The sequence below is a fragment of the Streptomyces sp. NPDC045955 genome (assembly GCF_056430805.1).
In genome coordinates, this window is sequence record NZ_JBWKKY010000002.1 from 513,854 (window position 1) to 535,877 (window position 22,024).

The window sequence follows — 22,024 nt, forward strand, 5'->3', positions numbered from 1 at the left end:
GCCGGAGTTTGCGGGACTCATGCATCCGACCCGTAGATCCGGCGGTGTGTGACCAGTCCTTCCGCCATGAAGGAGCCAGGATGCTGCTGAGATTCCGGGTGGCGAACGTCCGGTCACTGCGCGACGGGCAGGAACTGTCGTTCGTCGCCCCCGAGGAGTCCGAGGCGGAGTGCGCTGCCGCCCGCGAGACGGTGCTCTCCGACGGCCGACGGCTCCCCGTGCACACCGTGCTCGGTGTCTTCGGCGCCAACGCGTCCGGCAAGTCCAATGTCGTGGCCGCCCTCAAGAACATGCGCCACGTGGTGCTGCGCTCCTACGCCGACTGGACCTCCTAGGACGGCATCCCGCGCGACGAGTTCGCTCTCGACCCGAAGGCCGCCTCCGAGACCTCCTTCTACGAGGCGGACATCGTCCTGGAAGACGGCGTGCGCTGGACCTACGGCTTCGAACTGGGCTCCCGCAGGGTCGAGGCGAAATGGCTGTACGCCTATCCCAAGGGCCGTCGCCAGGTCTGGTACGAGCGGGACGCCACCGGTGACAACCCCTTCGACTTCCCGGGTGACCGGCTCCACGACCGCGCCAGGCCGGCCCGCACCATGGCCCCCGACGACCACAGGTCGAAACGGCGAGCGGCCGCTTGTGGAGCACCTCAAGGCGATGGGGTGGCAGCACATCGAGGGCGCTGCCGCCGCAGGCCGTCGCCCGCCATGTGTCCTCCCGGCCCCTACCAGAGTCATCGGCCTGCGTGTTTGGCAGATTCCGGTGAGGAGACAAACATTCGGCCCCGTCTCTCTCACCCCAACAAGCGCAGCCCACCCCCTGAATGCTCAAGAGGTGGGCGAAAGCACTTCATGTGCAGTTTGTTACACGCGGTGGACACCGCTCCTCAGAATCGTTAGTGCGTTCCGAGTTGTGCGCTCAGTTCCATGACGAGGTGATAGCCGCCTGCCAGGTCGATGTCCGTCTGTTTCCGGAGGGATTTGATCGCGGAATCACGGTCGCCGTTGCGGAGCAGGTTCGTCATCTCCTCGATCAGTGACGCGTCGAGTCGACGCAGCGCGTCCAGCGCCTGGCCATAGGTGGTCGGCAGTGCGTTCCCCTCGGTGAGCAGATCCAAAGCGGCCGGGGCTGTATGGAGTGCGAGACCGGAGTTCTTGCGCAGTCGGCGGATTGCCTTGGTCGTCCGACCCTCGTCCGCCAGTGCTTTCGCTTCGTCCTGGCTTTCCTGCTCAACTGGTGTGATCAGCGCCGTGAGGCGTGCCTTAGTGCTCGTCATGGTGAGGAGTCCCCGTCACTTGCACTGCTTCTTGATCTGATCGATACCGAGCACGACCGACGCCAGGCCGCCAAGAGTCGCACCCAACTCGCTGATCTTCTCTTCGCCCTTGGCGACGCGTATCAGCAGGTAGGCAGCCTCCTTGACCGACCCTACCTTCTTGATGAACGCCCTGAGCTTGAGCAGCTTCGCCACGGGAATTGCTCCGCCGGCGACAGCCGCTGTGATGGCTCCGACGCACTTGGCGGTCTGCCACCAGCCGAACGGCACAACCTTTCCGCCCGTTGAGGGAAGGTGCTGAGCGAGGTACGACTGAACTGCAGCGTCCCCCTGGTCCACCACGCTCTCAGGCATGGCATCGAGCACGCCGAAGACCTCGATAAGTCGCTGCCCATCGGGCGTGGCCAATTCTTGCGCAGCCGTCATAGGGGCTTCGTCGGCGGCAGCGACGGGCATTGCCGCTGAGCGAGCAGGGATGTCGCGGTCGGCCGCCGTGGCCGCGTATGAAAGCCCCGTGCTGAAAATCGCTGCTGCGACAGTCGCGGCGGTCAGGGTGGTGATTCTGGTGATCTTCAAGATTCCCCCAAGAGATCGTGCGGTGGGTCAGACCGGCCGGAGATGGCTTCACCGCTGGTCAGGCGATGGTTGCCGTTCGACGAGAACGATCTTGTACATCCAGCTGCGCTACCTCAACGAACTTGAGGGACTTCTGAGCTTCCATCTACCGGTACGGTGAATACCGCTGCCGCTGTCACGACGCCTTTCCCCTGGAAGCCGAGCGGGACGACGAGTGGGATCGGACGGCCGGTGCGGTTGTAGCGGTGGATGCCCAGGCGATATCGCCGCCAAGACCCAGCTCAGCGACATGCGTCGCCAGCTGCGTCCCGTCCGTACGCTCCGGGACGGTGAGATTCCTCGCTACCTCGGGCGGGACTGTCGGCTGCTTGTTGTCGACGACGAAACGGGCGAGCACCCGTCGCCGGAAGATGCCTCAGGTGGGGCGGTCCCCGTCCGGCTTGTGGCGGGACGGCTGCGTCTGGACGCCTCCGTCGCCGCCCACCCGCCGCTCGCCCGGAAGGCACTGGCCGACTGGTACAGCCGGGTCGGCGAGCGTTGGATGCGGGGGCGTCTCCAGCCGTGGGCAGCTCGGATGGACGTCCCCGAGCCATCCGTACAGGTGCGTGACCTGGGACATCGGTGGGGAAGCTTCCTTCCCGGAACGGCCGGGAACGGTGTCGTTTCCCTGCACTGGGCCACCTTCCAACTGCCGATCCATCCCGTCGACTAGCCCTCGTCGCACACGAGTTGGCACATGCGCGGGTGTCGGGGCATGGCGATGACTACTGGCGGTTGCTGGGCAGGGCCCTTCCCGAGTGCCGTCGGCTGAAGGCCGAGCTGGACGAACGGGGACGAGGGGTGTGGATGGGTGACGTCGCCGGCTGATCATGTCCCACGCACGAGTGCGCCCCGGGCCGACATCCGCGGTGTACACCGGCCTGGGAACCTGGCGTCGGCGTGAGGCCGACGGCGCTGGACACGGACAAGCCAACGAGGCGATCCGGGGCAGCAAGATGCCGTAGATCACGACAGCTCTCAGAGGCGTCCCGCGCGGGCGCCGGTGATCGGGCATAGGCTGAAATTCATACCCCGCGTGCGTCGACAGAAGAAGGTGAGTGCGATGCGCGTACTGCTCAAGGCCCACTTCGACACGGAAAAAGGGAACGAACTGGTCAGCAGCGGCAAGATGGGCGAACTGATCCAGGGGATCGTGGAAAAGGTCCATCCGGAAGCCGCCTACTTCCTCCCGGATGAGGGAGACCGCACGGCCTTCCTGGTCTTCGACATGGAAGACCCGTCGCAGATGCCGGTGATCACCGAGCCGCTCTTCCGGGAAGCGGACGCCAAGGTGTCCTACAGCCCGGTGATGAACCTGGACGACGTGCAGAAGGGGCTGTCCCAGCTGTCCGGCAGCTGACTCAGCTGAACACGATCATCGACCCCTGGGCCAGACTCCGCGTCACGGCCGCGTGCAGACCGAGCCAGACGTGGCGTTCCCGGGCGAAGGGGCTCGGATCGTACGGGGCCGGGACGGCGGGTTCCTCCAGCTCCGTGGGCACGAGCGGCGGTTGCGGCGCGGCCGGCGGGTTGGCCGGGTCGATGCCGATGGCCGGGGCGACCAGCTCCAGCTCCCGCAGCAGCGCGTGGGAGGAGCCCAGCGGACCGCCGCCCGCGAGAAGTTCGTCGTCGGCGAGCGGGCTGGGGAAGTCGACGGGGACGTACGCGCCCGCGTGGTCGTAGTGCCAAACGAGGTGCGACTGCTGGGCCGTCGACTCGAACATCTCCAGCAACTGCTCGTAGTCACCGCCGAGTTCGTCCACGGGCGTCACCGGCAGGCCGCACACCTGGAGCAGGTAGGCGCGGCGCAGGAAGTGCAGCGCGTCGTAGTCGAAGCCCGCCACCGGGGCGACGTCGCCCGACAGCCCCGGCATGTACTGGTACACCGGCACCGGCGGCAGCCCGGCCTCGGCGAGCACCTTGTTGTATTGCGCGAGTTCCTCGGCGAACGGGTTGTCCGGCGTGTGGCACAACACGTCGACGAGCGGTACCAGCCACAGGTCACAGGCCAAAGAAGGCTCCTCGCTCAGCTCGGTGGGTCGGTGGCGCGGTGGTCAGGGAAGCGTATCGGTGCGGCACGGAAAGCGGCTCCCGTCATGCATGTCCCATACCCATACGGACAGATGCGACGCAGGTCATCCTGAGGCGAGACGCTCGATCAGGGCGATGGAGTGGGCGTTGTAGCCGGCGATGATCGACCGTGCGGTGTCCGTGTCGCGGGCGCTCAGGGCGTCGACCAACTCGGTGTGCCCGGCCCACAGTTCGCCCCGCAGGTCCCTGAGCCGGCGCAGGTGCTGCACCGCGCAGACCCAGGTCTGCACGCGCAGCCGGTGCAGGAAGTCGGCGAGGTAGGGGTTGCCGAAGAGGGCGGCGAGCTCGCGCCAGAAGCGCAGGTCGTAGCCGATGAGGACGGTGAGGTCACCGGCCGCCGCGGCCCGCTGTGCCTCCTCGCCGCGCCGCCGTACCCCGGCGAGCACGGCGGCGACCCGGGGGTCGCCCGGCTGCCCGGAGGCGTGCCGGCCGGTGGTGAGGGCGTGGAACATCCCCTCGATGACCAGGTCGCGGGCCTCGATCATGCCGCGGAAGTCCTCGGCCGAGTACTCGTGGACGCGGAAGCCGCGGTGCTGGTCGGCGTCGAGGAGCCCCTGCGCTGAAAGGTCGACCAGCGCCTCCCGGACCGGCGTGGCGGACACCCCGTACTGGTCGGCGATCTCCTTGACCGTGAACTCCTGCCCCGGCTGGAGCCGTCCCGCCAGTACCTCGTCACGGAGCGCGTCGGCGATCTGCTGTCGCAGGGTGCTGCGCGTCACGGCGCCGTTGCCGGAGCTGCGGGGCATGGTCAGGGCGTCTCCCTCGTCGCGTTCGGGTGGCGTGCACGTGTATGTCTACGGCCACGCCACCTTACGCGTTCGAACGAGGTGTGAGGTTGGTCGGCTACTGACGGGTTGTGGTCGTTTTCTGGTCGGTTTACAGCTGTCTCCTTACAGCTGTCTACTTCGTGTATTCGTCCGCCACCGAGAGTGCCGCGTCCAGCACCGCGAGACCCTCCTTCAGCTCCGCCTCGGTGACGGTGCAGGGCGGCACCACATGCGTCCGGTTCATGTTCACGAACGGCCACAGTCCGCCGTTCTTCGCGGCGGCGGCGAAGGCGGCCATCGGCGCGTTCGCCTCCCCGGCCGCGTTGTACGGCACCAGTGGCTCGCGCGTCTCGCGGTCCCGGACCAGCTCCAGCGCCCAGAACATGCCGACGCCGCGTACCTCGCCCACGCTCGGGTGCCGCGCGGCCAGCTCGCGCAGCTGGGGACCGACGACGGACGCGCCCAGCCGGGCCGCGTTCTCGACGACGCCCTCCTCCGCCATGACGTTGATCGTCGCGACGGCGGCGGCACAGGCCAGCGGGTGCCCGGAGTACGTCAGACCGCCGGGGTACGGCCGCTTGCCGAAGGTCTCGGCGATCGCGCCGGAGATCGCGACCCCGCCCAGCGGCACGTATCCGCTGTTCACGCCCTTGGCGAAGGTCAGCAGGTCGGGCGTGACGCCGAACAGGTCCGCCGCGAACCACTCACCCGTCCGCCCGAACCCGGCCATGACCTCGTCCAGGACGAAGACGATCCCGTACTTGTCGCACAGCTCCCGCACCCCGGCGAGATAGCCGGGCGGCGGGACCATGATCCCGGCCGTGCCCGGGATCGTCTCCAGGATGATCGCCGCGACGGTCGAGGGCCCCTCGAAGGCGATCGTCGTCTCCAGGTGCTCCAGCGCCCGCGCGCACTCCTGCTCCTCGGTCTCCGCGTAGAAGCGGGAGCGGTAGAGGTAGGGCGCCCAGAAGTGCACGACCCCGGCGGTGCCGCTGTCGGAGGCCCAGCGGCGCGGGTCGCCGGTGATGTTCACGGCCTGCTGCGTACCGCCGTGGTACGAGCGGTACGCCGAGAGCACCTTCGGGCGGCCGGTGTGCAGCCGGGCCATCCGGATGGCGTGCTCGACGGCGTCGGCGCCGCCGTTGGTGAAGAAGATCTTGTCGAGGTCGCCCGGGGTCCGCTCGGCGATCAGCCGGGCCGCCTCGGACCGGGCCTCGATCGCGAACGCCGGAGCGAAGGTCGTCATCCTCGCCGCCTGCTCCTGGATCGCGGCGACGACCCTGGGGTGCTGATAGCCGACGTTCGTGTAGACGAGCCCGCTGGAGAAGTCGAGGTAGCGCCGGCCGTCGTAGTCCCAGAAGTAGGACCCCTCCGCCCCGGCGACGGCGAGCGGGTCGATGAGCTCCTGAGCGGACCAGGAGTGGAACACGTGGTCGCGGTCGGCGGCCTTGACGGCGGCACCGGCTTCGGGGTTCGGCTGAGGGGTCATGCGGGCGAGCGTAGGTGTGGGGGAGAGGGCGGTGAAATCGGCGGCCTGTCTGCCGTCGGCGGCATTCCGCGACAGGTTGTCCAGAAGACCCGGAGTGAATTGACAGCGTGCTGTCTAAATGGCAGGATGCTGTCATAGCCCTTCGGGGTGGAGCTCGGGTCTCAGGAGGAGTCATGAACGCCATCGCAGACCGCAAGCCCGTCCATCTCGCCGTCTACGACACCCTCGCCGACTGGGAGACGGGCCACGCCACGGCCCATCTGGCCCGCGCCGGGTACCGGATCCGGACCGTCGGCCCGTCCACGGACCCGGTCACCAGCGTCGGCGGACTGCGCATCCAGCCCGACACGGCCCTGGGCGACGTACGGCCCGAGGACAGCTCCCTGCTGATCCTTCCGGGCGCCGACCTCTGGGCTGAGACATCAGCCGCTACCGCGGCGGGGTCCGGTGACCTGGCGCCCTTCGCCCGCAAGGCCCGGGCGTTCCTGGACGCGGGCGTGCCCGTCGCCGCGATCTGCGGGGCCACCGCCGGGCTCGCCCGCGAGGGCCTGCTCGACGACCGCGACCACACCAGCGCGGTCTCCTTCTACCTGGCCGCGACCGGCTACGCCGGCGGCGAGCGCTACGTCGAGACCGACGCCGTCACCGACGGAAACCTGGTCACCGCGGGCCCGACCGAGCCCGTCGCCTTCGCCCGGGAGATCCTCCGGCTGCTCGGTGTGTACGAGGGCGAGGTGCTCGACGCCTGGTACCGGCTGTTCCACGACTCCGACGCGGCGGCCTACGCCGTGCTGGAGAAGGCCGGGGCGGCATGAGCCGGGAGCGTCAGGACCTGCTCAGCCGCAGCGCCCTCGGGGTGTTCCGGCTGAACGGCCAGTTCCTCGCCGTGGCCGAGGAACTGGCCCGGCCCGCGGGGCTGACCGCCGCCTGGTGGCAGGTGCTCGGCGCGGTCCTCGGGGAGCCGCTGCCCGTCTCCGGCATCGCCCGCGCCATGGGCATCACGCGCCAGAGCGTGCAGCGCATCGCCGACCTGCTGGTGGAGCGCGGGCTCGCCGAGTACCGGCCGAACCCCGCGCACCGCCGGGCCAAGCTCCTCGCGCCGACCGGGGAGGGGCGGGCGGCGATCGCCCGGATCGACCCCGGGCACGCGGCCTTCGCCGACCGGCTGGCGGAGGCGCTCGGGGAGGCGGAACTGGCGGAGGCGGTGCGGGTACTGGAACGGCTGTCGAAGGTGCTCGACGAGGTGGGAGCGCCTGTTACGGAACCGTAGACATCGTTCGGCCCTGCCTCACCGGGCCCGGCACTATTCTCGATCTGTTGCTCACGTGCGGGGGGAAGGCGGCTGAGCGATGGAGAAGCTGGGGTCCGGGGATCCACCGCGCATCGGTGCGTACCGGCTGCTGGCGCGGCTCGGCGCGGGCGGCATGGGGCACGTGTATCTGGCCCGCTCGGAGCGGGGCCGTACGGTCGCCGTGAAACTCGTGCGCGAGGAGCTGGCCGCGCAGGAGGAGTTCCGGGAGCGCTTCCGGCAGGAGGTGCAGGCCGCGCGGCGGGTCGGCGGGTACTGGACGGCGCCGGTGCTGGACGCGGACACCGAGGCGGCGGTGCCGTGGGTGGCCACCGGGTACGTCGCCGGGCCGAGCCTCCAGCAGGTCGTCGGGCACGACCACGGCGCCCTGCCCGAGCGGACGGTCCGCATCCTCGCGGCCGGGCTCGCGCACGCGCTGAAGGACATCCACGCGGCCGGCATCGTCCACCGCGACCTCAAGCCGTCCAACGTCCTGGTCACCATCGACGGCCCGCGCGTCATCGACTTCGGTATCGCCCGGGCCCTGCAGACCGTGACGGACGGCGGGCTCACCCGCACCGGCGCCCTCGTCGGATCGCCCGGTTTCATGGCGCCCGAGCAGGTGCGGGGCGACCGCATCACCCCGGCGTGCGACGTCTTCTGCCTCGGCTCGGTCCTCGCCTACGCCGCCACCGGCGCCCTGCCCTTCGGCACCGCCAACAGCGGCGTGCACGCCCTGATGTTCCGCATCGCCCAGGAGGAACCGGACCTGGAGGGCGTCCCCGAGGGCATCGCCGACCTGGTCCGCGACTGCCTGCGCAAGGACCCCGCCGCACGCCCGTCCCTCGACCGCGTCCTGGAACGCACGGGTGCGGACGACACCGTCTCCGACGGCCGCGCCCTCGACCCGTGGCTCCCGAGCACCCTGGTCGCCCAACTCGGGCGGCACGCCGTGCGGTTGCTGGAGGCGGAGGATCCGGAGGGGGCCGGCCGCGCCGAGGGAGCGGATACCGCCGAGCCGCCCGCCGGGCAGCGGGGTTCCGGCCCCGAGGGGAACCCCGGCCCCGGCCGCCCCACCCCCGAACACGCCCCCGCCGCCGACGAGTCGTCGCCGCGCCCCGCGCTGCCCCCGTCCCCCGCGACGGCGCCCGCCGCGGCCCTGGGCCCGCCCCCGCCGGGCCTGCCGGGCGAGGGCGCGCCGGTGAACCATCTGCCCACCATGGTCGCCGGTCAGAGCGCACCCCCGGCACCCCAGCGGCCCCCGGGCACGGGCGCCCCCACCCCGTCCCAGCCGCAGCCGCCCCCGCAACCGCACCCGGCGTACGGCTACCCCCAGCAGCACCCCCAGCCCGGCGCCCCCGGCACTCCGGGCGTCGCCCCGCCGTACCACCCCGTCTACGGCGGCCTCGGCTCCACCCCGCCCTACGGTCCACCGCCCTACGGCACGACTCCGCCCTACAACCCCCCGCGGGACCCGGGGCGGAGAAACGGCCGTTCCACCGCGCTGCTCGTCGTGATCGCCCTGGTCGTCGCGCTGGCCGCGGGCGGCTCGGTGTACGCGCTGATGCAGGGCGGCGACGGCGACCAGGCGGGCGGCGACCCCACCCCCACGCAGAGCACCGGCGCGCCCCCGACCACGCCGGGCCCGTCCCCGACGACCTCGCAGCCGGACACCTCCGCCTCTCCGGCGGACGGCTCGATCCCGACGGCGTACCTGGGCACCTGGGCCACGACCATCGACAACGCCGACGGCGAGCACAGCCGTTCGCTCACCATCCAGCAGGGCGAACCGGGTGACACGGTCCTGTCCCTCGTGGCCGACGGCCCGACGAAGGACGGCGGCAGCTACCACTGCGTGTTCGAGGGGCGGCTGACCGCGGAACCCGGCGGCGACGGCACCCTGAGGATCGGCCCGTCCACCGTGACCGTCGGGCAGCCGAGCACCGCCTGCACCCCGGGCGCCGCCACCGAGATCACCGTTCTCCCGGACGGCACGCTCCAGCGCGTCAACACGAGCAGCGGGGAGCGGCTGACGTACACGAGGCAGTGACCGACTCCCCGCGGACGGGACGTCGTTGAACGTCCGGCGAATTCGAGCCGACGAATTCCGGATACCCGCTCGTACCGCCGTACGGTGACCGGACGATCGCATTCGTCCGGCGGCGGGGGCACCGACGATGGAGTGGCTGAGCGCGGAGAACCTGGCGTCGAGCTTCCTCACCTACCTCGCCCGCGGCAATGGCCAGGACGTCATCCGCACACACGGCCACCTGCCGTGCTGGACACCCGAGGGCCTGACCCTGTGCGCGCAGGACTGAACCTCGATCCACCGGTCACCTGGGCTCCGGCGGCCGCTGCCGGGGCATGTTCGGCCGCGCTCCGCCCCCCGGCGGCACGGAGAACCGTCCATGGAAACCCGCCGCGTCACCCGCGCGCCCACTCCCCGAGTACGCCACCGCCTGCAACCCCACAGGCGCACCGCCGCTGCGGAATTCCCCCACCCACTCCGCCGTCTCTCCCCGCACCAGCTCGCTCACGTCCTCGGAGAACCTCCGCAGCACCCCCAGACACCGCTCGGCCGCCTCACTCGCCGTCCCCTCCGCCGGCCCCAGAACCTCCCGCACGCACTCCGCCGCCCAGTCGAACTGAAGCGCCTGCAACCGCCGCTGCACGGCCTGCGCGGTGGCCACGTCCCGCATCCAGCCCGACGTCACCCCGAAGTACCGGTCGACGGCCACACAGGCCACCCCCAGCAGCAGTGCCAGGCACCCCCAGGGCGCGATCCCGCCCGCCACCCCGGTCAGATCCAGCAGGGGCAGCGCGACCCCGGTGACCGCCCCCGCCGCGGCCCCGCAGCGCAGCACCCGCGCGCACCGCCGCTTCCACACCCGGTCCTCCAGATACCAGGCCGCCGTCCGCAGGGCACCGCGCTCCACCCACCGATACAGCTCGTCGAGCCGGACCGCCGGCTCCCCCCAGTCCCCGAGCGGGAAGGCCCGCCCGGTCAGATCGCCCGGCCGCAGCCGGCCCGCCCCCTCGCCCCGTCCGTCCTGAGGCGGCCCCTCGGGCTGCATCTCCGGCTGACCCACCCGGCACTCCCAACTGACCACGCTGCGTGACAAGTGACACACACGACGCACACGCGCCGGACCCTTCCTACCCCCCAACGGGTGGCGAAGATGTAGCTTTCGCCGCTTTTCCGCCCGGAAGTATTCCTTGATCAGTTATAGGGCGCGAGGGGAACTCACTCGAAAGAGTGCTGGGGCGACGGCAGGCCCGACCACGTAGGCTCGTGCCGAACGGGAAAACCCGTACCGAGCAAGGAGCTGATCGTGATCCCCGGTGGTGGCCAGCCCAATATGCAGCAGCTGCTCCAGCAGGCCCAGAAGATGCAACAGGACCTGGCACAGGCGCAGGAGGAACTGGCGCAGACGGAGGTCGACGGCCAGGCGGGCGGTGGCCTCGTGACCGCGACCGTCACCGGCGCCGGCGAGCTGCGCAACCTGAAGATCGACCCGAAGGCGGTGGACCCGGAGGACACCGAGACCCTCGCCGACCTGGTCGTGGCGGCAGTGCAGGCGGCCAACGAGAACGCGCAGGCGCTCCAGCAGCAGAAGCTGGGCCCGCTCGCGCAGGGTCTGGGCGGCGGCGGCATCCCCGGACTGCCGTTCTGAGACGCAGCCGCCTTCCTCGGACAGGCGGCTGACAACTACGGTACGTACGGGAAGGCCGTACGGCGCGAACGACCTCGATGACCCAGGAAAGGCAGTCCGTTGTACGAAGGCGTGGTCCAGGACCTGATCGACGAGCTGGGGCGGCTGCCCGGCGTCGGTCCCAAGAGCGCCCAGCGGATCGCCTTCCACATCCTGCAGGCGGAGCCCACGGACGTGCGGCGGCTCGCCCAGGCCCTCATGGAGGTCAAGGCGAAGGTCCGCTTCTGCGCGACCTGTGGCAACGTCGCGCAGGAGGAACTGTGCAACATCTGCCGCGACACCCGCCGCGACCCCGCCGTCATCTGCGTCGTCGAGGAGCCGAAGGACGTCGTGGCGATCGAGCGCACGCGTGAGTTCCGGGGCCGGTACCACGTCCTGGGCGGCGCGATCAGCCCGATCGACGGGGTCGGGCCGGACGACCTGCGGATCAGGGAACTCCTGGCCCGCCTCGCCGACGGCACGGTCACGGAGCTCATCCTCGCCACGGACCCCAATCTCGAAGGCGAGGCGACCGCCACGTACCTCGCCCGCATGATCAAGCCCATGGGCCTGAAGGTCACCCGCCTGGCCAGCGGCCTCCCGGTGGGTGGCGACCTGGAATACGCGGACGAGGTGACCCTCGGTCGCGCCTTCGAGGGGAGACGACTCCTAGATGTCTGACGCCACGCTGCACGCGACCGACCAGAACCCGGACGACTTCGCCGTCCAGATCGCGGACCAGGTCGAGAGCTTCCTGGTCGCCGTCACGGAGATCGCGAAGGGCGACGAGCCGGAATCGGCCGTGCCCTTCCTGCTCCTGGAGGTCTCCCAGCTCCTCCTGGCCGGCGGCCGTCTCGGCGCGCACGAGGACATCGTGCCCGACGAGCGGTACGAGCCCGACCCGGGCCCCGAGCCGGACGTCGACGAACTCCGCGAGAACCTGGCCCGCCTCCTCGACCCCGTCGACGTCTACTCGGAGGTCTTCGACCCCTACGAGCCCCGCAAGGCTCCGGTCCCGGCCCGTATCTCCGACGACCTCACCGACGTCATCACCGACCTGCGCCACGGCATGGTCCACTACCGGGCGGGCCGCACCACGGAGGCCCTGTGGTGGTGGCAGTTCTCCTACTTCTCCAACTGGGGTTCCACCGCCTCCGCGACGCTGCGCGCTCTCCAGTCGGTCCTCGCCCACGTCCGCCTCGACCAGCCCCTGGCCGAACTCGACGGCCTCGACACGGACCAGGGCATGGGCGACGACACCCTGGAGATCGAGGCGGGCCGGGTGATGGCGGAGGAGATCGCGGGCCCCCTTGGCCTGCGCCCGGCCAAGTAACCGCCCCCGCCTCAACGGCTTTTCGCACCACAGCCCGGCCCCGAGCGCGATGATGGCCGTATGACCGGTCAGTCCAAGGCATTGATGTGGACGGGTGTCGGGCTGTGCGCCGCCGGGGCCCTGGGGCTCGTCGTCGGCGCCGTCCTGGACGTCGAGGCGGCGGACCCCTGGGCCAGTGTGGCCGGCGGCGTCGCCGCGCTGATCGGCCTGGCGCTCGCGGTGTACGCCGGGTTCCAGGGCTCGGCGGGCACGTCCGGCACGTCCGGTGCTGCCGCTGGTACCGCTGGTACTTCTGGTACGACGGTGAACGCGCGCGGTACCAGGTCCGTCGCCGCCGGCGGGAACATCGGTACGGTCTCGACCGGCGACGGCCCGGGGACCCCCGCGGCCGCCCCGCCGGCGAACCCCTCGCCCGCCCCGCCGGCGAACCCCTCGCCCCGGCCCCCGTCCTCGCCCTCTTCAGCGCCTCCGCAGCCTCGGAACGTCACCGCCTCCGGAGAGCGTTCCATCGCCGCGGGCGGTGACATCGGCTCCGCCTCCACGGGAGACACATGAGCACGTCGGTGGAGGCCTCCGGGGACCGCTCCATCGCCGCCGGGCACGGCAGGGACTGGCCAACCTGCCCGACGCGGCAGCCCTGTTCGTCGGGCGGGCCCGGGAACTCGCCCTGCTCGACGAGGCGTTGCGATCGGCGGGCGGCGTGGCCGTCCAGGCCGTTCACGGGCTGGGCGGCATCGGCAAGTCGACGCTCGCCGCGCGCTGGGCGGCGGGGCGTACGGACGTCTTCAACCCGGTGTGGTGGATCAACGCCGAGACCCCCGCCGACCTCGACGCGGGGCTCGCCGTTCGCCCCCTTGCTGTACGCGACCGAGGATGCACCCTGAAGTTGGCTGCATGCTGGACGTCCCCTGTACGACACCTGCACGGCCCCTAACCGGTGAAACGCGAGTCTGGAGTCACTTCACCAACTCCCCTCGCACTCACCGGAGATGAAGATGACCCGTCGCCTCGCAGCCCCGTCCATACGCAAGCGCGTCGCCGTCACCACCGCCATCGCCGCCCTGGCCGCCGGCACCTTCGCCGTCGGTGCCGATGTCGCCGGAGCCGACTCGCGCGGCGCCTCCGGGAAGACGTCCGCCAAGACGGCCACCAAGGCCCAGGTGCTCGGACTCTTCGACCAGTGGAACGCGGCACTGCGGACCGGCGACCCGCACAAGGTCGCCGACCTGTACGCGAAGGACGCGGTCCTGCTGCCGACCGTCTCCAACAACGTCCGCACGGACAGAGCCGAGATCGTCGACTACTTCGAGCACTTCCTCCGGAACAAGCCGGTCGGCACGAAGGTCGAGTCGGTCGTCAGCGTTCTCGACCGGAACACCGCCATCGACACCGGTGTGTACGAGTTCGCGCTCACCGACCACGAGACGGGCGCGAAGAACACCGTCAAGGCCCGCTACACGTACGTCTACGAGAAGCAGCCGAACGGCACGTGGCTGATCGTCAACCACCACTCCTCGAAGATGCCCGAGAGCTGACCGCCCGGAGGGTGATGGTCACGCACAGACCGCCCCCGGGAGCGTCCGTCAGGGCCACGGTCCCGCCGTCGTCCGTCGCCAGTTGCCTGACGACGGCGAGACCGAGACCGGAACCGCCCTTCCCGGTCAGGCCCTGGCCGCGCCAGAAGCGGTCGAAGGCGCGGGACTTCTCGGCATCCGACATGCCGGGCCCCTCGTCCAGGACCGACACCCCCACCACATCGCCCCGGGGGTCCACCCGCACGGTGATCGTCCCGCCGTCCGGTGAGACCTCCAGGGCGTTGGAGAGCACGTTGTCCAGCATCTGGTCCAGATGACCGGGGCTGGACAGCACGGACGGCCGGCCGTCGATACTCCCCCTGAGCGCGACGGTGACTCCGCGCTCGTCGGCGGCCGGTCTCCACACGGCGAGCCGCTCCCGCAGGATGTCCAGCAGCGGGAGCGGCTCGGCCGCCGTCACCTTCGCCTCGGCCCGGGCCAGCACCAGCAGGCCGTTGACCAGTCGGTTCATACGGACGACCTCGGCGGTGGCCTGTTCCACGTCCTCCCGGACGAACTCGTCGTCCACACCGTCCGCGATGTTGTCCAGGGACAGCCGCAGGGCCGTGAGCGGGGTGCGCAACTGGTGCGAGGCGTCCGCCACGAAGATGCGCTGGGCCGCGATCAGGGTGTCCAGGCGTTCCGCGCCCTGGTTGAGGGTGCGTGCCAGCGTCTGGGTCTCCGGCGGGCCCGTCACCGGGGAGCGGGCGGTCAGGTCGCCGTCGCTGAACCGGCTCGCCATGTCGTTGAGCTGGCGCAGCGGGCGGGTGAGGCGGCGCGCCACCCCCGCGCCGAGCAGAGCGGCCACCACGAGCACCAGCACCGCGAGGACCGCCCGGAAACCCCAGATCGTCCACAGGCGGTCGGTCATCCCGTCCGTCGAGTAGACGATGCGCACGGCGCCGACGGGGCGGTCTTCCCCGGCCTTCTTGGCGGGGACCGTGATCACCAGGTCGGGCCCCCAGATGAAGGAGGAGCCCCAGTCGGTCGTCGAGCGGTTCCGGTCGAGGGCCGCGGTCAGGGCCGCGTCCTCCCGCGCGCGGAGCAGGCCCGGCGCGCAGCCCGGAGCTCCGGTCACCTGCACGTCGCCGGGCGTCTGGGCGGCGTACGCCTCGGCCATCTGCTGGAGTGCCTCGCACGAGGTGGAGTCGCCGCCCGCCAGCAGCAGCGCCATGGTCCTGGCCTCGCGCACCACGGAGTCCTCGGTGTCGCCCCGCAGCTGGCCGGTGAGGGAGAAGGCCACCGGGACCGTGAACAGGGCGATGGCGATGGCGACGAGGAAGATGTAGCTGCGGACGAGCTGGCGGATCATGAGGCGCCGCTGTCCGTTCCGGTGCCCGGGTCGCCGCAGCCGTCCTCGCCGCCGCCGTCCTTGACGATCTCCAGACGGAATCCCACCCCGCGCACCGCCTCGATCGTGATCGCACCCGCGAGTTTCCGCCGCAGCGCCGCCACGTGCACGTCCAGCGTCTTCGTCGGCCCGAACCAGTTCGCGTCCCAGACCGCTTCCATGATCTGCTCGCGCGACATCAGCGCCCCGGGCTCCTCGGTGAGGAAGGCCAGCAGGTCGTACTCCTTGGGCGCGAGGGCCACCTCCTCGCCGTCGAGCCGCACCCGGGCCGCCTTGCGGTCGAGGGTCAGGCGGGGGCCGTAGCGGTCGGGGCCGTTCCCGGGTGCCCCGGCGGCGGGACTGCGGGGCTGTGCGCGGCGCATGACCGCGCGGATCCGGGCGATGACCTCGCGGACGCCGAACGGCTTGGAGACGTAGTCGTCCGCGCCGATCTCCAGGCCCACCACCCGGTCCGTCTCGTCACTGCGGGCGCTGATCACGATGATCGGGACGTCGCCGCGTGCGCGCAGCGTCTTGCAGACGTCCAGGCCGTCGGTGTCGGGCAGGCCGAGGTCCAGCAGGACGACGTCGTAGGGGCTCGTGTGGTCCAGCGCCGCCCGGCCCGTGGTCACCCACTCCACCTCGAAGCCGTAGCGCTTCAAGCCGCGCCTGAGGGACTCGGCGACCGGTTCATCGTCTTCCACCAGAAGTACGCGCACAGGCGAACCCTAGTGCTTGAAAGTTGAGGCACAGAGAGCGGCCCGTGTGCGATTGTGACGCCGGGCACTTTCTCGCGTGGCCTGTGCCCAGGTGGGCATGAGCAGACCTGAACGAGTACCCCGGGAAGTCTCACCATGCGATATCGCAGAGGGGTTTTTCGGACGCTCGTTAGACTGAGCCGACCGCAGTACGAATGCGTATGAGCGGATAGAGACGGATTGAGCGAGGAGCGCACGTGGGCCTTGTCGTGCAGAAGTACGGAGGCTCCTCCGTAGCCGATGCCGAGGGCATCAAGCGCGTCGCCAAGCGGATCGTGGAAGCGAAGCAGAACGGCAACCAGGTGGTTGCCGTCGTTTCCGCGATGGGCGACACGACGGACGAGCTGATCGATCTCGCCGAGCAGGTTTCCCCGATGCCTGCCGGGCGCGAGCTCGACATGCTGCTGACCGCCGGAGAGCGGATCTCCATGGCCCTGCTGGCCATGGCGATCAAAAAGCTGGGCCACGAGGCCCAGTCGTTCACCGGCAGCCAGGCAGGTGTCATCACCGACTCGGTCCACAACAAAGCCCGGATCATCGACGTCACGCCGGGCCGGATCAAGACCTCGGTGGACGAGGGCAACATCGCGATCGTGGCCGGCTTCCAGGGCGTCAGCCAGGACACCAAGGACATCACCACGCTCGGCCGCGGCGGCTCCGACACCACCGCGGTGGCCCTCGCCGCCGCCCTCGACGCCGACGTGTGCGAGATCTACACCGACGTCGACGGCGTGTTCACCGCCGACCCGCGCGTGGTGAAGAAGGCCCGGAAGATCGACTGGATCTCCCTCGAGGACATGCTCGAGCTGGCGGCATCCGGGTCGAAGGTGCTGCTCCACCGCTGCGTGGAGTACGCCCGCCGGTACGACATCCCGATCCACGTCCGGTCCAGCTTCAGCGGACTTCAGGGCACGTGGGTCAGCAGTGAGCCGATTCAGCAAGGGGACAAGCAGGTGGAGCAGGCCATCATCTCCGGTGTCGCGCACGACACCTCCGAGGCCAAGGTCACGGTCGTCGGCGTGCCGGACAAGCCGGGCGAGGCGGCCGCGATCTTCCGGACGATCTCGGACGCCGAGATCAACATCGACATGATCGTGCAGAACGTGTCCGCCGCCTCCACGGGTCTGACGGACATCTCCTTCACGCTCCCCAAGGCCGAGGGCCGCAAGGCCATCGACGCCCTGGAGAAGAACAAGGGCGGCATCGGCTTCGAATCCCTGCGCTACGACGACCAGATCGGCAAGATCTCCCTCGTCGGCGCCGGGATGAAGACCAACCCGGGTGTCACGGCGGACTTCTTCAAGGCGCTGTCCGACGCCGGTGTGAACATCGAGCTGATCTCGACCTCCGAGATCCGCATCTCGGTCGTCACGCGCGCCGACGACGTGCCCGAGGCCGTCCGTGCCGTGCACACCGCGTTCGGGCTCGACTCCGACAGCGACGAGGCCGTCGTCTACGGAGGCACCGGCCGCTGATGGCAGGCCTCCGACGGGCCGACGGGTCCGGCCGGTCCGGGCGGCCGACGCTCGCCGTCGTGGGAGCGACCGGGGCCGTCGGCACGGTCATGCTCCAGATCCTGTCCCAGCGGGCGGATGTCTGGGGCGAGATCCGACTGATCGCCTCCCCGCGCTCGGCCGGCCGCAAGCTGGCCGTGCGCGGCGAGGAGACCGAGGTCGTGGCGCTCACCGAGGAAGCCTTCGACGGGGTCGACGTCGCCATGTTCGACGTCCCCGACGAGGTCGCCGAGCGGTGGGCGCCCCTGGCCGCCGCCAAGGGCGCGGTGGTGGTCGACAACTCCGGCACGTTCCGGATGGACCCCGAGGTGCCGCTCGTGGTGCCCGAGGTCAATCCGCACGCCGTGCGGATGCGCCCGCGCGGCATCATCGCCAACCCCAGCTGCACGACGCTGACCATGATCGTGGCCCTGGGCGCGCTGCACGCCGAGTTCGGGCTGTGCGAGCTGGTGGTCTCCTCGTACCAGGCGGTCAGCGGCGCCGGCCGTGCGGGCGTGGCGGCGCTGCGGCAGCAGTTGTCCCTGGTCGCCGGTACGGAGCTGGGGACCAGCCCCGGTGACGTACGACGGGCCGTGGGGGACGGCACCGGGCCGTTCTCGGAGCCGGTCGCGCTGAACGTCGTGCCGTGGGCCGGGTCGCCGCGCGAGGACGGCTGGTCGTCGGAGGAGCTGAAGGTCCGCGACGAGTCCCGCAAGATCCTCGGGCTGCCCGGCCTGCCCGTGGCCGTCACCTGCGTGCGCGTACCGGTGATCACCACGCACTCGCTGACCGTGCATGCCCGCTTCGAGGGCGAGGTCACCGTCGACAAAGCCCGCGAGATCCTCGCCACGGCGCCCGGTGTCGTGCTGTTCGACAACCCGGCCGCGGGCGAGTTCCCCACCCCCGCCGACGTGGTCGGCACGGACCCGACGTGGGTCGGGCGGGTGCGGCGCGCGCTGGACGACCCGACGGCGCTCGAACTGTTCGTCTGCGGGGACAACCTGCGCAAGGGCTCCGCGCTGAACACCGCGCAGATCGCCGAACTGGTGGCCGCCGAGCTCTCGTGAGGTGCCGAAGCGGCGGCCGTCGGTCTTCGTGACCTGCCGAACCGGTGGCCGCCGGGTTTTCGGGAAGTTTCGCCGCGCCTCATCCCCCGCCGCCTGTCACAGGCGGTTTGTAGGATCTGTGTACGACATGTGAGCCGATCGATGGTCCGGACCACTTGTCCCGGAGCCCATCGGCATCCGAGGATTTACCTCCCCGTCCTCCGCAACCGCGCGGAGGGCGGGGAGCGTCTTTGCGGTCGCCCTTCCGGGCCGCGGGACGTGCATTCAGGCGTGGGGACGCCTGGAACCGGGCGTGGGGACGCCCGTTACATATGGACATAGGGGAAGAGCGGGACGCATGAGGGCATTTAATGCACCACCGGTTGTGCTGCCTGACGCGGGTAGACCGTCGACGACAGAGGTCGGCGTGAAAGTGATGCCCGGCACGTACAACCCTCACGGGGGGGAGCGTGTCCAACAGGCGTGGCAGAGGTTCTCGACTTCAGCGCGGCACGCGGCACGGTCATCAGACCGCCCCGTCCGGCGGCTCTACGACCCCGCATGCCCGGTACTGCCGGTGGCATGCCGGTGATCGCGCCCGTGCCCGCAGCGCGGCCGGCCCGCATCCCGAACCAGCGTGACGGCGCCGAGGACGGGGTCGCGGCCGGGACGACCGTCGACCACCTCACCGAGACCTACCGGGCGCACTACCGCTCGCTGCTCGGTCTCGCCGCCCTCCTCCTCGACGACACGGCCTCCTGCGAGGACGTCGTCCAGGAGGCCTTCATCCGTGTCCACTCGGCCCGCAAGCGCGTCCGCGACCCCGAGAAGACCCTGGCCTACCTGCGTCAGACGGTCGTCAACCTGTCGCGCTCGGCGCTGCGCCGCCGCATCCTCGGCCTCAAGCTGCTGTCGAAGCCCATGCCCGACATGGCGAGCGCCGAGGAAGGCGCCTACGACCAGCTGGAGCGTGACTCCCTCATCAAGGCGATGAAGGGCCTCCAGCGCCGCCAGCGCGAGGTGCTGGTGCTGCGCTACTTCGCGGACATGACCGAGGCCCAGGTCGCCGAGACCCTCGGCATATCCCTGGGCTCGGTCAAGGCCTACGGCTCGCGCGGCATCGCGGCGCTCCGGCTGGCCATGGAGGCGCCGGCATGAGCGACGGCAACGGCGTGCCCCGCGACGGGCGCGACCGGCACGAACCCTTCGAGTGGCACGAGCCGACAAGGCTGCACGGGCAAGATCCGAAGCAATCGCACGCTGGGAACGGAACTGTGAACCACGGCCTGGACGACCAGAGCCCCGAGGGGTTCGACTCGGACGAGCTGGACCTGCGCACGATGCTGCACCAGGTGGTGCAGGAGGTGGAGCCGCGCGACGGCACCCTGGACTATCTGCGCAAGGCGGTGCCCCAGCGCCGGGCCCGCAAGCGGCAGGCCGTCGTCGGCATGGCCGCCGCCGCGCTGTTCATCGGCACGGCCGTCCCCGCCCTGGTGCACGTCTCCAACTCCACCGGCTCCGACGCCAACCCGTCGGTCGCCGGCCACGCCTCCGCGACTCAGGGCGGCGCGAGCCAGGGCAAGGGCCCGGACGGCGGCGAGACCGCGGGCAGCTCCCCCGGCAAGACCGAGGGCAAGGGCAAGGGCGACAAGAAGGAGAAGGAGAAGGAAGGCAAGGCCACCGGCGGCGCCTCGACCGGCGCGTCCCAGGGGGCCGGCCCGTCCGCCACCACCGCTGCCGGCATCCCGGCGTGCACCGCCGCCCAGCTCGGCCCCGCCTCCGGCAGCAGCGTCGCCCCCGACTCCACCGGCGCGGTCTACGGCTCCTTCCGTGTCACCAACGTCTCCGCGGCGAGCTGTACGGTCACCGACCCGGGGTCGGTGAGCGCGCTGGCGCAGGGTTCGGCCGACGCCACCAAGATCGGTGCGGCCCGGCACACGGCCGGGGACGCGGCGGCCGGGCTGCCCGACCCGTCCCTGGAGGCCGCCCAGCTGGAGCTCGCGCCGGGCGCCGCCTACGACGTGAAGTTCGCCTGGGTGCCCACGGAGACCTGCCCCACCCCCGGCGGCGACCCGGGCGACCCCGGCGACCCCACTCCCGATCCCACACCGACGCCGGACAGCGGCACCACGGGCGGCACCTCCACCGGCGACACGGGCACGGCCCCGCAGCTGGCCACGGAGGACGGCACGGCCGACGGCAGCGTGGCGGTGACGTACACCCCGGCAACCGGCTCGGGCGGGACCTCGGTGACGGTGACCAACGCGTGCGCGGGCACGGTGTACTGGACGGGCGTACTGGCGGCGTCGTAGTCGTGGCCGCCCGCCTGCTGAGCTGCGGGCAATCGTCCCTCCCCCAGTGCCTCAAGGGCCTGGGAGGTGCCCCCAGGCGGCACGGGTGGGCGCACCGGCACCCCGCTCCGCCGGGCCGCGGACCCACCCGCACTCAGCAGCGACGCCGCGTCACTTGCTGCCGGCGTCCACAGCGACAGGCTCCTCATCCGCCACCAGCCCCAGCTCCGCATCCCGCGCGAACTCCACCTCGCGCCGCAGCAACCGGAACCACATGAAGATCACAAACCCCACGAAGGCGAACCACTCGGCGGTGTAACCGAGGTTCTGGAACGCCTTCAGGTCCAGCCCCGTGTCCGGCGGCGCACTCGCCGGCACCGCCTTCATCCCCGAGTCACCCTTCGTCAGCGTGACCCACGCGTCGTACACGTCGTACGGCACCAGATTCACCAAAGACGCCGCACTGATCGCCCCGGTCTGCCCGGGCGGCAGACCGCCCTGCGCGCTGACGCCGTTGTCACCCGGCGTCTCGGACGCCTGAAGCGCCCCGGTGACCGTGACCTCACCGGCGGGCGCGGCGGGCGCCTTCGCCGCGTCGGCGGCCCCGGGCAGCCAGCCCCGTACCACCGGCAGCGCCTCGCCCGAGTCGGTCCGCAGCAGCGTGAGGACGTAGAACCCCTGCTTGCCGTCGAGCTCCCGGCCGGGCACCAGCAGCTGCTTGCCGTAGCGGCCGGTCGCGGTGACCAGCTTGCCGGACGTCGCCTTGGTCACCGGCAGCATCTCGCCGAGCGGCCGGGGCGCCTCGTGCCGCGCCTCGGAGACCTGCTCGGTCGCCGTGCGGTGGTCCTGCACTCGGTCCTCGAACCGGCCCAGCTGCCAGGACCCCATGAAGATGCAGAAGGGGATGGACAACAGCACGAAGACGTTGATCCCCCACCATCGGGGCGTCAGCAGAAACCGGTACACACCCTTACGGTACGG

The 22,024-nt window shown here is 70.9% G+C and carries 28 protein-coding genes; 19 read left to right on the top strand and 9 right to left on the bottom strand.

Annotated elements, in window-relative coordinates; all coding sequences use genetic code 11:
• Window positions 1-80: 80 nt before the first annotated feature.
• Entirely contained in the window at window positions 81-335 is a 255-nt protein-coding gene (locus AC07F0_RS05750; RefSeq protein ID WP_478974672.1) for a hypothetical protein, read from the top strand.
• Between the two features lie 6 nt (window positions 336-341).
• Window positions 342-899: an AAA family ATPase gene (locus tag AC07F0_RS05755; RefSeq protein WP_478974992.1), complete on the top strand. Its 558-nt coding sequence runs from the start codon at window positions 342-344 to the stop codon at window positions 897-899.
• Here the strand turns inward: AC07F0_RS05755 and AC07F0_RS05760 are convergent.
• On the bottom strand, window positions 896-1,276 hold the full coding sequence (locus AC07F0_RS05760) for a hypothetical protein (protein ID WP_478974675.1): 381 nt from the start codon (window positions 1,274-1,276) through the stop codon (window positions 896-898). The two genes, AC07F0_RS05755 and AC07F0_RS05760, sit on opposite strands and share 4 nt — an antisense overlap.
• 15 nt (window positions 1,277-1,291) lie before the next feature.
• Window positions 1,292-1,852: a hypothetical protein gene (locus AC07F0_RS05765; protein ID WP_478974678.1), complete on the bottom strand. Its 561-nt coding sequence runs from the start codon at window positions 1,850-1,852 to the stop codon at window positions 1,292-1,294.
• Between the two features lie 289 nt (window positions 1,853-2,141).
• Here AC07F0_RS05765 and AC07F0_RS05770 point away from each other — a divergent pair, with 289 nt between their 5' ends.
• The 3 genes from AC07F0_RS05770 to AC07F0_RS05780 all read left to right on the top strand — a co-directional run bounded on the left by AC07F0_RS05770 (window position 2,142) and on the right by AC07F0_RS05780 (window position 3,251).
• Window positions 2,142-2,564, top strand: a complete 423-nt coding sequence (locus AC07F0_RS05770; protein WP_478974681.1) for a YgjP-like metallopeptidase domain-containing protein — start codon at window positions 2,142-2,144, stop codon at window positions 2,562-2,564.
• A gap of 32 nt (window positions 2,565-2,596) precedes the next feature.
• A complete protein-coding gene (locus AC07F0_RS05775) occupies window positions 2,597-2,719 on the top strand; it encodes a hypothetical protein (protein ID WP_478974684.1) in 123 nt (40 codons plus the stop codon).
• Window positions 2,720-2,954: 235 nt separating this feature from the next.
• Window positions 2,955-3,251: a hypothetical protein gene (locus AC07F0_RS05780; RefSeq protein WP_478974686.1), complete on the top strand. Its 297-nt coding sequence runs from the start codon at window positions 2,955-2,957 to the stop codon at window positions 3,249-3,251.
• Window position 3,252: 1 nt separating this feature from the next.
• Here the strand turns inward: AC07F0_RS05780 and AC07F0_RS05785 are convergent, their stop codons facing one another.
• The 3 genes from AC07F0_RS05785 to AC07F0_RS05795 form a co-directional block, all read right to left on the bottom strand.
• Window positions 3,253-3,903, bottom strand: coding sequence for a phospholipase D-like domain-containing protein (locus AC07F0_RS05785; RefSeq protein WP_031116037.1), 651 nt, complete (start codon window positions 3,901-3,903; stop codon window positions 3,253-3,255).
• Window positions 3,904-4,026: 123 nt separating this feature from the next.
• On the bottom strand, window positions 4,027-4,728 hold the full coding sequence (locus AC07F0_RS05790) for a GntR family transcriptional regulator (RefSeq protein WP_436730112.1): 702 nt from the start codon (window positions 4,726-4,728) through the stop codon (window positions 4,027-4,029).
• A gap of 154 nt (window positions 4,729-4,882) precedes the next feature.
• Window positions 4,883-6,238 carry an aminotransferase class III-fold pyridoxal phosphate-dependent enzyme gene (locus AC07F0_RS05795; protein ID WP_478974688.1) on the bottom strand — a complete coding sequence of 452 codons (1,356 nt, stop codon included), beginning with the start codon at window positions 6,236-6,238 and terminating at the stop codon, window positions 4,883-4,885.
• A gap of 173 nt (window positions 6,239-6,411) precedes the next feature.
• Here AC07F0_RS05795 and AC07F0_RS05800 point away from each other — a divergent pair, with 173 nt between their 5' ends.
• The 4 genes from AC07F0_RS05800 (at window position 6,412) to AC07F0_RS05815 (ending at window position 9,844) form a co-directional block, all read left to right on the top strand.
• Complete coding sequence (locus AC07F0_RS05800; RefSeq protein ID WP_478974690.1) at window positions 6,412-7,053, top strand: type 1 glutamine amidotransferase family protein; 642 nt, start codon at window positions 6,412-6,414, stop codon at window positions 7,051-7,053.
• Window positions 7,050-7,508, top strand: coding sequence for a MarR family winged helix-turn-helix transcriptional regulator (locus AC07F0_RS05805; protein WP_478974692.1), 459 nt, complete (start codon window positions 7,050-7,052; stop codon window positions 7,506-7,508). The genes AC07F0_RS05800 and AC07F0_RS05805 overlap by 4 nt, the downstream gene beginning before the upstream one ends.
• Window positions 7,509-7,587: 79 nt before the next feature.
• Window positions 7,588-9,576, top strand: coding sequence for a serine/threonine-protein kinase (locus AC07F0_RS05810; RefSeq protein WP_478974694.1), 1,989 nt, complete (start codon window positions 7,588-7,590; stop codon window positions 9,574-9,576).
• A gap of 127 nt (window positions 9,577-9,703) precedes the next feature.
• A complete protein-coding gene (locus AC07F0_RS05815; RefSeq protein ID WP_478975009.1) occupies window positions 9,704-9,844 on the top strand; it encodes a hypothetical protein in 141 nt (46 codons plus the stop codon).
• Between the two features lie 15 nt (window positions 9,845-9,859).
• Here AC07F0_RS05815 and AC07F0_RS05820 read toward each other — a convergent pair whose 3' ends face one another.
• On the bottom strand, window positions 9,860-10,615 hold the full coding sequence (locus AC07F0_RS05820) for an SLATT domain-containing protein (protein ID WP_478974696.1): 756 nt from the start codon (window positions 10,613-10,615) through the stop codon (window positions 9,860-9,862).
• Window positions 10,616-10,858: 243 nt separating this feature from the next.
• Between AC07F0_RS05820 and AC07F0_RS05825 the strand changes: the two genes are divergently transcribed.
• From AC07F0_RS05825 to AC07F0_RS05850, 6 genes are all read left to right on the top strand, one after another.
• On the top strand, window positions 10,859-11,200 hold the full coding sequence (locus AC07F0_RS05825) for a YbaB/EbfC family nucleoid-associated protein (protein ID WP_082319878.1): 342 nt from the start codon (window positions 10,859-10,861) through the stop codon (window positions 11,198-11,200).
• Between the two features lie 99 nt (window positions 11,201-11,299).
• Window positions 11,300-11,899, top strand: coding sequence for a recombination mediator RecR (gene recR, locus AC07F0_RS05830; protein WP_003991835.1), 600 nt, complete (start codon window positions 11,300-11,302; stop codon window positions 11,897-11,899).
• On the top strand, window positions 11,892-12,551 hold the full coding sequence (locus AC07F0_RS05835) for a DUF5063 domain-containing protein (protein ID WP_436731661.1): 660 nt from the start codon (window positions 11,892-11,894) through the stop codon (window positions 12,549-12,551). Before recR ends, AC07F0_RS05835 begins: the two co-directional genes overlap by 8 nt.
• A gap of 60 nt (window positions 12,552-12,611) precedes the next feature.
• Window positions 12,612-13,106, top strand: coding sequence for a hypothetical protein (locus tag AC07F0_RS05840; RefSeq protein ID WP_478974698.1), 495 nt, complete (start codon window positions 12,612-12,614; stop codon window positions 13,104-13,106).
• The gene (locus AC07F0_RS05845) at window positions 13,072-13,485 is read left to right on the top strand and encodes a hypothetical protein (RefSeq protein WP_478974701.1); all 414 of its coding nucleotides are present in this window, start codon (window positions 13,072-13,074) and stop codon (window positions 13,483-13,485) included. Before AC07F0_RS05840 ends, AC07F0_RS05845 begins: the two co-directional genes overlap by 35 nt.
• 61 nt (window positions 13,486-13,546) lie before the next feature.
• The gene (locus AC07F0_RS05850) at window positions 13,547-14,086 is read left to right on the top strand and encodes an SgcJ/EcaC family oxidoreductase (RefSeq protein WP_478974704.1); all 540 of its coding nucleotides are present in this window, start codon (window positions 13,547-13,549) and stop codon (window positions 14,084-14,086) included.
• Here the strand turns inward: AC07F0_RS05850 and AC07F0_RS05855 are convergent.
• Window positions 14,052-15,437, bottom strand: a complete 1,386-nt coding sequence (locus AC07F0_RS05855) for a sensor histidine kinase (RefSeq protein WP_478974707.1) — start codon at window positions 15,435-15,437, stop codon at window positions 14,052-14,054. The genes AC07F0_RS05850 and AC07F0_RS05855 overlap by 35 nt on opposite strands.
• On the bottom strand, window positions 15,434-16,174 hold the full coding sequence (locus AC07F0_RS05860; RefSeq protein WP_478974710.1) for a response regulator transcription factor: 741 nt from the start codon (window positions 16,172-16,174) through the stop codon (window positions 15,434-15,436). Before AC07F0_RS05860 ends, AC07F0_RS05855 begins: the two co-directional genes overlap by 4 nt.
• Before the next feature lie 236 nt (window positions 16,175-16,410).
• On the opposite strand from AC07F0_RS05860, the gene AC07F0_RS05865 reads away from it, so the two are divergent.
• From AC07F0_RS05865 to AC07F0_RS05880, 4 genes are all read left to right on the top strand, one after another.
• Window positions 16,411-17,688, top strand: coding sequence for an aspartate kinase (locus AC07F0_RS05865; protein WP_059414985.1), 1,278 nt, complete (start codon window positions 16,411-16,413; stop codon window positions 17,686-17,688).
• On the top strand, window positions 17,688-18,773 hold the full coding sequence (locus tag AC07F0_RS05870) for an aspartate-semialdehyde dehydrogenase (protein ID WP_478974713.1): 1,086 nt from the start codon (window positions 17,688-17,690) through the stop codon (window positions 18,771-18,773). Before AC07F0_RS05865 ends, AC07F0_RS05870 begins: the two co-directional genes overlap by 1 nt.
• A gap of 561 nt (window positions 18,774-19,334) precedes the next feature.
• Window positions 19,335-19,910 carry a SigE family RNA polymerase sigma factor gene (locus AC07F0_RS05875; RefSeq protein WP_010032008.1) on the top strand — a complete coding sequence of 192 codons (576 nt, stop codon included), beginning with the start codon at window positions 19,335-19,337 and terminating at the stop codon, window positions 19,908-19,910.
• 116 nt (window positions 19,911-20,026) lie between these two features.
• Entirely contained in the window at window positions 20,027-21,064 is a 1,038-nt protein-coding gene (locus tag AC07F0_RS05880) for a hypothetical protein (RefSeq protein ID WP_478974715.1), read from the top strand.
• A gap of 150 nt (window positions 21,065-21,214) precedes the next feature.
• Here the strand turns inward: AC07F0_RS05880 and AC07F0_RS05885 are convergent, their stop codons facing one another.
• On the bottom strand, window positions 21,215-22,009 hold the full coding sequence (locus AC07F0_RS05885) for an SURF1 family protein (RefSeq protein ID WP_478974718.1): 795 nt from the start codon (window positions 22,007-22,009) through the stop codon (window positions 21,215-21,217).
• Between the last annotated feature and the right edge of the window lie 15 nt (window positions 22,010-22,024).

Coding starts and splice junctions, on each gene's coding strand:
- AC07F0_RS05750 (WP_478974672.1), top strand. CDS start 81: ATGCTGCTGAGATTCCGGGTGGCGAACGTCCGGTCACTGCGCGACGGG.
- AC07F0_RS05760 (WP_478974675.1), bottom strand. CDS start 1,276: ATGACGAGCACTAAGGCACGCCTCACGGCGCTGATCACACCAGTTGAG.
- AC07F0_RS05770 (WP_478974681.1), top strand. CDS start 2,142: ATGCGTCGCCAGCTGCGTCCCGTCCGTACGCTCCGGGACGGTGAGATT.
- AC07F0_RS05780 (WP_478974686.1), top strand. CDS start 2,955: ATGCGCGTACTGCTCAAGGCCCACTTCGACACGGAAAAAGGGAACGAA.
- AC07F0_RS05790 (WP_436730112.1), bottom strand. CDS start 4,728: ATGCCCCGCAGCTCCGGCAACGGCGCCGTGACGCGCAGCACCCTGCGA.
- AC07F0_RS05795 (WP_478974688.1), bottom strand. CDS start 6,238: ATGACCCCTCAGCCGAACCCCGAAGCCGGTGCCGCCGTCAAGGCCGCC.
- AC07F0_RS05800 (WP_478974690.1), top strand. CDS start 6,412: ATGAACGCCATCGCAGACCGCAAGCCCGTCCATCTCGCCGTCTACGAC.
- AC07F0_RS05805 (WP_478974692.1), top strand. CDS start 7,050: ATGAGCCGGGAGCGTCAGGACCTGCTCAGCCGCAGCGCCCTCGGGGTG.
- AC07F0_RS05810 (WP_478974694.1), top strand. CDS start 7,588: ATGGAGAAGCTGGGGTCCGGGGATCCACCGCGCATCGGTGCGTACCGG.
- AC07F0_RS05815 (WP_478975009.1), top strand. CDS start 9,704: ATGGAGTGGCTGAGCGCGGAGAACCTGGCGTCGAGCTTCCTCACCTAC.
- AC07F0_RS05835 (WP_436731661.1), top strand. CDS start 11,892: ATGTCTGACGCCACGCTGCACGCGACCGACCAGAACCCGGACGACTTC.
- AC07F0_RS05840 (WP_478974698.1), top strand. CDS start 12,612: ATGACCGGTCAGTCCAAGGCATTGATGTGGACGGGTGTCGGGCTGTGC.
- AC07F0_RS05850 (WP_478974704.1), top strand. CDS start 13,547: ATGACCCGTCGCCTCGCAGCCCCGTCCATACGCAAGCGCGTCGCCGTC.
- AC07F0_RS05855 (WP_478974707.1), bottom strand. CDS start 15,437: ATGATCCGCCAGCTCGTCCGCAGCTACATCTTCCTCGTCGCCATCGCC.
- AC07F0_RS05870 (WP_478974713.1), top strand. CDS start 17,688: ATGGCAGGCCTCCGACGGGCCGACGGGTCCGGCCGGTCCGGGCGGCCG.
- AC07F0_RS05875 (WP_010032008.1), top strand. CDS start 19,335: ATGCCGGTGATCGCGCCCGTGCCCGCAGCGCGGCCGGCCCGCATCCCG.